This window comes from Enterococcus sp. 2201sp1_2201st1_C11_2201SCRN_220225, from assembly GCF_040925905.1.
In the GTDB taxonomy this organism is placed as follows: Bacteria; Bacillota; Bacilli; order Lactobacillales; family Enterococcaceae; genus Enterococcus_C; species Enterococcus_C asini_A.
Genome location: NZ_JBCOJC010000044.1, coordinates 1 through 7,578, shown reverse-complemented (window position 1 = coordinate 7,578; position 7,578 = coordinate 1). Strand labels below are relative to the sequence as shown.

The following is a 7,578-nucleotide window of genomic DNA, read 5'->3' as shown; positions in this document are numbered from 1 at the left end:
GGATGAGAGTCCAGAAAGTTTTCAAAAGACGTTAGTTACTTGGTTTTCCGGGGATTTTCTCGAGATGGCTGAAGCCTATTACCGCTTAGTAGTGCGACATATTAAAGAAAATGAACCGTTAATTGTGGGACATTTTGATTTGATTCAAAAGTTCAATGACCAACTAGGGTATATCAATGCTGGTAATCAAAAGGCCTACGCAGAAATTGCTCGGCAAGCTTTAGCCGAAGTTTGTCAAATGATAAAAGGTTATGGAGGCTTAGTGGAAATCAACACCGGGGGAATGAGTCGTGGTTGGACGAAGAATCCTTATCCAGCCGATTTTTTGTTAACAGATTTATATCAACGACAAACCCCGGTGATGATTACTAGCGATAGTCATGAAACCAAAACATTGAATTACCAGTTTCAAGAGACTAAAGAACTGCTGCAAAAAATTGGATTTACCGAATCTTGGCAACTGTATCAAGGACAGTTTCAACCGATTCAATGGACGTAAAGTAAGAAGAGAAGCTTGCCTTGTATTCGTTTTGAATTATGGGAATTCGCATATTTCAGAACGCATGTTGTAAGACCGCTTTCTTATGGGTACAATTTAAATAGGAATTGCCTCAGGTGGGGATGAGCCTGTTGCTCGTACCCAAGATTATGATAGGATTTTTCCAATGCTAACACCGTTCTTCCCCAATCTCTGGTAGTGGATAGTTTCTGTTAAAAGAGAAGCTAAGAACCTTTGCTAGCTCTTTAGTCATGGCCTAGGCATTCCCACAAAAAAGCTTGCCTTCCCTTGGTGGAAAGGCAAGCTTTTTTACTAGAGCGTCAGGCGTTATTCCGCCGCAAAGGTAACTTCAATATTACCCTTCACTGCTTTGGTGTAAGGACAGATATTTTCAGTTTCTTCCATATATTTCTTGGTTTCCTCAGCAGAGAGTCCTTCAATGTGACCGGTAAGCAAAACAGCTAGGTGCAAAGTGGTAAAATCTGGCAAATCACCTAATAGAGAAACTTCTGCTCGGACGGTACGCTTCTTGTCACCGTGACCATCCCGTTCTAAAGGAAAGCTCATGGCACCGTTAAAGCAAGCCGTTAATCCTGCGGCAAAAAGTTCTTCAGGATTGGTGTAACCGGCTTTTTTAGTCATGGAAGTTTTCATGTCTAAGTCACCAGTGACAGATTTGACTTCACCTTCACGACCCCCGGTATTGACAACGGTAGAAAGGGACATTTTTTTTGACATCATGCTCATCCATTCTATAGTTTATTTGGTACTTTGACTGTAGCACGGATTGGAAAGATTCCCAAAGAACTTGCTCAGAAGCAGTAGGGTATAATTTGTTTTTATGAAAGGCGTCCTATTTATTGGGAGAAAGGCCTTGTTTTTCTTAAATCGAAACTAGGATTCACTTGGTTGCAAAAAATTCCTAATCTCAGAAAAAAATGGTAGGGAAATAGATTATTTTGCCCACTATTTTTTTCTAAAAGGAGCAAAATGAGCTTTTTTAACGGAGGAATAAGAATGCGCTAACATCAGTGTGAAGACAAGCAGAACGAGGATTATAAAAAGAAGAGCTGTTTTTTTAAATGAAAAAATAATAAGTTTTCCCCAGTTATCTATCACTGAACTTTATAATTTATCCCAAATAAAAAATGCTAAAATAGGCACGTATGTAAAAAATGGTAATGGAGGATTTTTAATGATTGAAGTCATCGATCTGAAAAAAGTGTTCGAAAATGGCTATGAGGCACTGAAGTCAGTCAACTTCACCATCGAAAAAGGCGACCTTGTTTGTTTGCTGGGCCCATCTGGGTGCGGTAAATCCACAATCTTGAATTTAATCGCTGGTTTGTTGAGCCCTTCTGACGGCGATATTCGTTTTGCGGGGAACTCGGTAGTCAAAACAGAACCTAAAGACCGCAATATCGGTTTTGTATTTCAAAACTATGCTTTGTATCCCCATATGACAGTTTTTGAAAATGTCATGTTCCCTTTGACTGTGGGGGATAAGAAAAAGACAAAAGCAGAAGCCATGGAAATTGCCGAAAAATACATGGCGTTAACCAATATCGGCGAGTTGCGCAATAAAAAACCAGGAACTTTATCCGGGGGACAACAACAACGGGTGGCAATTACCCGGGCCTTGGTACAAAATCCTGATGTGCTCTTATTAGATGAACCATTGAGTAACTTGGATGCTCGTCTGCGTTTGAAAATCCGGGAAGAAATTCGTCGCTTGGTCAAAGAAGTGGGGATTACCACGATTTTTGTGACTCACGACCAAGAAGAAGCTTTGTCCATCAGTGATAAAATCATCTTGATGAACGAAGGTGTGGTACAACAAGATGACGATCCGCAAAACTTGTACTTAGAACCAGCCAATCTTTTTGTGGCCCAATTTATCGGTAATCCCATTATCAATATCTTACCCGTTAATGTAAAAGATGGCGTTATGACCCATGATGAATTCCAAGTGCCTACGAGTCGTTTTGTAGCAGAACGCTTTAAAGAAGCATTGCCCGATGGTTCTTATGTTTTAGGCATTCGTCCAGAAGACGTATTACCAGTGGCTGGTGAAGGCGCCTTTGATGCGACAGTTCACGGGGTAGAATTAATTGGCCGGGAACGGATTTTGAACTTTGAAGTCGGTGGCAATCATTTGAAATCAATCGTCAGCATCGAAAATGAGATTCAAGAAGGAGCCGAGCTGACCTTCGATTTTGCTTATCCGAAAGCCTTCATTTTCAAACCAGATGGGACTCGAATTTACTGATGTTTAAAAAGAATAACTACAACCCAGAGAATCAACCCAAAGCCTGGTTCTTCCTTCTACCATCTTTGGTGATTATCGTTTTGTTTTCCATTTATCCTTTGTTGCGTTCGTTGGTCATGAGTTTTGAAAAAGGCTCCTTAATTAATATGGAACCAGCCGGATTAGAAAACTATCAAAAAGTATTAAGTGATCCGGTCTTTTACCGTGCTTTGAAAAATACCGCTCTTTACGCCTTTACCACGGTGCCTGTGGCGTTGATTTTAGGCTTGTTAATCGCGTGGATCATCTTTGAAAAAGTGAAACACAAGAGCTTTTTTGAAACCATCTTCTTTATGCCTTATGTTACCAGCACTATTGCCATCGGGATTGTTTTCCGTTACTTCTTTAATGGAGATTATGGGATTATCAACTATATCTTGAGTATCTTTGGGATTCCCGGGTTGAACTGGTTGGATAGTGTGGATTTATCCATGCCAACGTTGATTATCTTCGGAATTTGGAGTTCATTGGCTTTTAACATTATTATTTTGTTAGCCGGTTTGCGAAACATTGACGAAGAGCATTATAAAATTGCTAAAATGTTTGGGGCCACTGACGGGGAAATTTTCCGCCGCATCACATTGCCTCAATTAGTACCGACCATTGCCTTTTTATTGACGGTTAACATTATCGGCGCTTTTAAGGTTTATACCCAAGTCTATGCGTTGTTTGCAGGACAACCGGGGATTGCTAAGAGTGCCACCACAGCGGTGTATTACATTTACGACAAGTTCCACATTTCCGGTCGTCCGGGGATTGCCATGGCGGCAACAGTGATCTTGTTCTTAGTGATTCTATTCTGTACCTTTATCCAACGTAAAATCGTGAAGAAAGTGGGGGAATAAATCGTGAAAAGAGTCATTAATATCATTTGTTACATCGTCTTGACCATTTTGGCCATTATCACTGTTTTCCCTTTTGTTTACATGGTTTTAGGGGGACTTATGACCAGAACGGAAGTTACCAGTATTCCACCGACGATTATTCCGGCCCATTTGCAGTTTACCAACTTTTTAGACGTTTTTGAAAAAGCCCCATTTGTGCGCTACTTTTTGAATACTGTCTTTGTTTCTGCGGTGACTACTGTGGCCACATTGATTACGGCCATTTTGGCTTCCTTTGCCCTAACGAGTCTGGAATTTCGCTTTAAAAAAGTTGTTTTGGCAATTATGGTTTCATTGTTAATGGTGCCTTATGAATCCATTATCTTTACCAACTTTAATACTATTGCCCGACTTGGTTTGTTAAATACGTATTCTTCCTTAATCATTCCATTTTTAACCAGTATTTTCTATATTTACTATTTAAACAGCTATTTAAGTGGGATTTCCATTACCTATTACAAAGCAGCCAAAATTGACGGTGCCAGCGATTTGGAATACATCCGCAAGATTTTAGTACCGATGACCAAACCTGCTTTAGTAACGGTAGGGATTTTGACGTTTATCTCTAGTTGGAACTCTTTCTTATGGCCATTGCTGGTGACTAACGACAAAGATCACCGCTTGTTAAACAACGGTTTGTCTGCCTTTTCTACTGAAAGTGGTAGTGATGTGCATTTACAATTAGCAGCTGCTACCTTAACCGTAATTCCAATTTTGATTATCTATTTCATCTTTAGAAAAGAAATCATTCGTGGGGTGGCAAAAAATGGACTTAAAGGGTAAAACGACGGTCACATTCCACAGTGGCATCTTAACCATTGGCGGCACAGTGATTGAAGTCCGTTATGAAGATGCCCGGATTTTCTTTGATTTCGGTACAGAATTTCGGCCGGAGTTAGGCTTAACCGAAGAAAGCTTACCCACACTTCTAAAAAATCGTTTAGTGCCAGAGCTTACAGGAGTCTATGATTCTCGCTTACCTGGAGCAGAGGATTTGGCTACACCCGCAGAAGATGTAGAGACCGCGGTCTTTTTATCCCATGCTCATTTGGATCATGCCAAAATGATTAATTATTTAGATCCTGCCATTCCTCTGTATACGTTAAGAGAAACCAAGGTGATTTTAGCATCATTAAATCGAAATGAAACTTTCTTACTAGCGAATCCTCATGTCACCGGCACCCGTGAGATGATTGCCTTAGAAGCTGGCGCTACAGTTACTATAGGCCAGATTCAAGTGACGATTTTACCAGTGGATCACGATGCTTACGGGGCAGCGGCTTTACTGATTAAAACACCGGATGCTTTTTTGACCTATACTGGAGACTTGCGCTTACACGGCTATGACCGAGAGCTGACGGAAGCCTTTTGTAAGCAGGCGAAGGGTACGGATTTACTGATGATGGAAGGAGTCAGCATCTCCTTTGATGAGCGGGAGGAAGAGCTTGATACTCAAGTAATGACGAGTGAGCAGGCGTTAATTGACCGTTTAGTCGAATTAGTAACCGAAAATCCTCATCGTCAATTAACCTTTAATGGTTATCCGGCGAATGTGAAACGCTTTGCCGCCATTTTAGAGGCAATACCGCGAACCGTGGTGTTAGAAGCCAATATGGCAGCTTTATTACAGGAAGTCCTAGGCCTTGATGCCTATTATTACTACCCAACAGGTGCAACTGTCATTGAGAGTTTGAAGCCCGAATTTGCCATTTCCTATGAAACGCTTTTAGCGGATCAAGAAAAGTATTTTTGGCAAGTGGTGGATCATTTTGAAGGGTTGCAAGCCGGCAGTTTGTATTTCCATTTAGATGCCGAACCTTTGGGGGATTTCGATCCGGCGTATCAGATTTTCTTGGATCTTTTGAAAAAACAAGAAGTCACTTTTGTACGCTTGGCTTGTTCCGGACATGCTTTTCCGGAAGATTTGGCAGAAATCATTTCCATGATTCAGCCAAAAACTTTGGTTCCAATCCATACCTTGAAGCCAGAAAAACTGGTGAATCCTTATGGTGAAAGAATATTGCCCTCTCGTGGGGACACAATCGTTTTATAAAAAGATTTGGAGGAGAGTCAAGAATGAAGTTCAAAAAAATGGGAACAGTCGCATTAGCAGCACTAGCAACGGTCACACTAGCAGCTTGTGGTAGCTCAAACGACAGCAAAGACAGTGGTGACAACGATAAAATCGTCACTAAGGTCAAGGATGGTACGGAAATCACTTTCTGGCACGCGATGAATGGTGCTCAAGAAGAAGCATTGACCAAAATCACCGATGATTTCATGAAAGAAAACCCAAATATCAAAGTTACTTTGCAAAACCAAGGTCAATACTCTGATATGCAAGCGAAAATCAACTCTACTTTGCAATCCCCTAAAGACTTACCAACGATTACTCAAGCTTATCCAGGTTGGTTGTGGAATGCAGCCCAAGACGATATATTGGTGGACTTGAAACCTTACATGGAAGATGACACCATTGGCTGGGGCGACCAAGAAGAAATCCGGGAACCACTATTAAAAGGTGCTCAAATTGACGACACCCAATACGGAATTCCGTTTAATAAATCAACCGAAGCATTGGTTTACAATGCAGATATGTTGAAAGAATATGGTGTAGAAGTACCAACTACTTTAGAAGAATTTGCAGAAGCTTGCGAAACCATCTATGAAAAATCCAACCATGAAGTTGTGGGTGGCGGTTTTGATTCATTGAACAACTACTATGCAATCGGTATGGAAAACAAAGACGTTGAATTTACCAAAGACTTAGATTTCACTGGCTCTGAATCAAAAGACGTCATCAATTACTATCTAGAAGGTATCAAAAACGGTTCAATGCGCATTGCCGGCAGCGACAAATACTTGTCCGGTCCTTTTGCCAATGAAAAAGTAGCAATGTTCATCGGTTCAATCGCTGGTGAAGGCTACGTGAAACAAGATACTGAAGGCAAATTTGAATACGGCGTAGCGCCTCGTCCTGAAAAAATCAACATCCAACAAGGGACTGACGTGTACATGTTCGACAGCGCAACGGCTGACCAAAAAACCGCTGCTTACTTGTTGTTGAAATACATGTCTACTCCAGAAGTTCAATTGTACTGGGCAGAACAAACTGGCTACATGCCAATTCTTCAATCTGTTTTAGACAGCAGCGAATACAAAGAATCTGAAAACACTAAAGTTCCTGCAATCTTGTCTGAAGCAACCAAAGAATTATTCTCTATTCCAGTGGAAGAAAATGCAGATCCTGCTTACAATGAAGTACGTTCCATCTTGGAAAACATCTACTCCAACCCAGATGAAGACACAGACGATTTAATCGATCAAGGTGCCACTCAATTATCTGACGCTTGGAATCAATAAGCAAGGATGTGTCAAAGCCCCTATCACCCGGCGAAAATGCTAGGTGGTAGGGGCTTTTTTTTGCTTTTATTTTCGTTTTCTCCCTAGGTTTGTTATGATGATTGAGCAGGATTTTCCTGATTCAGATTATAAATAAGGGATGTTTAACATGAAATTAACGATTTTAGCCACCAGTGATATGCACGGGTATGTCATGCCTATGAATTATGCGGATGCCACCGATCAGCCCTATGGTGTGGCAAAAGTAGCTACCAAGATTAAAGAATTAACCGCTGCAGCTCCAGGTCCCGTAATCAAGATTGAAAATGGTGATTTTATCCAAGGTTCCCCCTTGAGTTATTATGTAGCCAAACAAGGAGATCAAAATCCAGCAACATTAACTCAAGTAGTCAATCAAATCGGTTATGACGTAGGCCTTTTAGGCAATCATGAGTTTAACTATGGACCAGACTATTTGCAAAAGGCTATCAATAGCTACGAACATCCGATTTTAGCAGCCAACGTCTTGGGCGAAAACGGTCGTC

At 41.0% G+C, this 7,578-nt stretch carries 7 protein-coding genes and 1 pseudogene; 7 read left to right on the top strand and 1 reads right to left on the bottom strand.

Annotation, left to right across the window (positions count from 1 at the left end; genetic code table 11):
• Nucleotides 1–499 (top strand): annotated as a pseudogene (locus tag AB5754_RS10670) (histidinol phosphate phosphatase); the annotation flags it as partial.
• A gap of 327 nt (nucleotides 500–826) precedes the next feature.
• Here the strand turns inward: AB5754_RS10670 and AB5754_RS10665 are convergent.
• Nucleotides 827–1,237: an Ohr family peroxiredoxin gene (locus AB5754_RS10665; protein WP_368251862.1), complete on the bottom strand. Its 411-nt coding sequence runs from the start codon at nucleotides 1,235–1,237 to the stop codon at nucleotides 827–829.
• Between the two features lie 457 nt (nucleotides 1,238–1,694).
• On the opposite strand from AB5754_RS10665, the gene AB5754_RS10660 reads away from it, so the two are divergent.
• From AB5754_RS10660 to AB5754_RS10635, 6 genes are all read left to right on the top strand, one after another.
• Nucleotides 1,695–2,768 carry an ABC transporter ATP-binding protein gene (locus tag AB5754_RS10660; RefSeq protein WP_311834107.1) on the top strand — a complete coding sequence of 358 codons (1,074 nt, stop codon included), beginning with the start codon at nucleotides 1,695–1,697 and terminating at the stop codon, nucleotides 2,766–2,768.
• Entirely contained in the window at nucleotides 2,768–3,652 is an 885-nt protein-coding gene (locus AB5754_RS10655) for a sugar ABC transporter permease (protein WP_311834108.1), read from the top strand. Before AB5754_RS10660 ends, AB5754_RS10655 begins: the two co-directional genes overlap by 1 nt.
• Nucleotides 3,653–3,655: 3 nt before the next feature.
• Entirely contained in the window at nucleotides 3,656–4,474 is an 819-nt protein-coding gene (locus AB5754_RS10650) for a carbohydrate ABC transporter permease (protein WP_311834109.1), read from the top strand.
• Nucleotides 4,458–5,744 carry an MBL fold metallo-hydrolase gene (locus AB5754_RS10645; RefSeq protein WP_368251861.1) on the top strand — a complete coding sequence of 429 codons (1,287 nt, stop codon included), beginning with the start codon at nucleotides 4,458–4,460 and terminating at the stop codon, nucleotides 5,742–5,744. Before AB5754_RS10650 ends, AB5754_RS10645 begins: the two co-directional genes overlap by 17 nt.
• Nucleotides 5,745–5,767: 23 nt before the next feature.
• Nucleotides 5,768–7,054 (top strand): extracellular solute-binding protein, encoded by a 1,287-nt coding sequence (locus AB5754_RS10640; RefSeq protein WP_368251860.1) that lies wholly within the window; start codon nucleotides 5,768–5,770, stop codon nucleotides 7,052–7,054.
• 148 nt (nucleotides 7,055–7,202) lie between these two features.
• On the top strand, nucleotides 7,203–7,578 hold a 376-nt coding region (locus tag AB5754_RS10635; RefSeq protein ID WP_368259590.1), incomplete at its 3' end, for a metallophosphoesterase.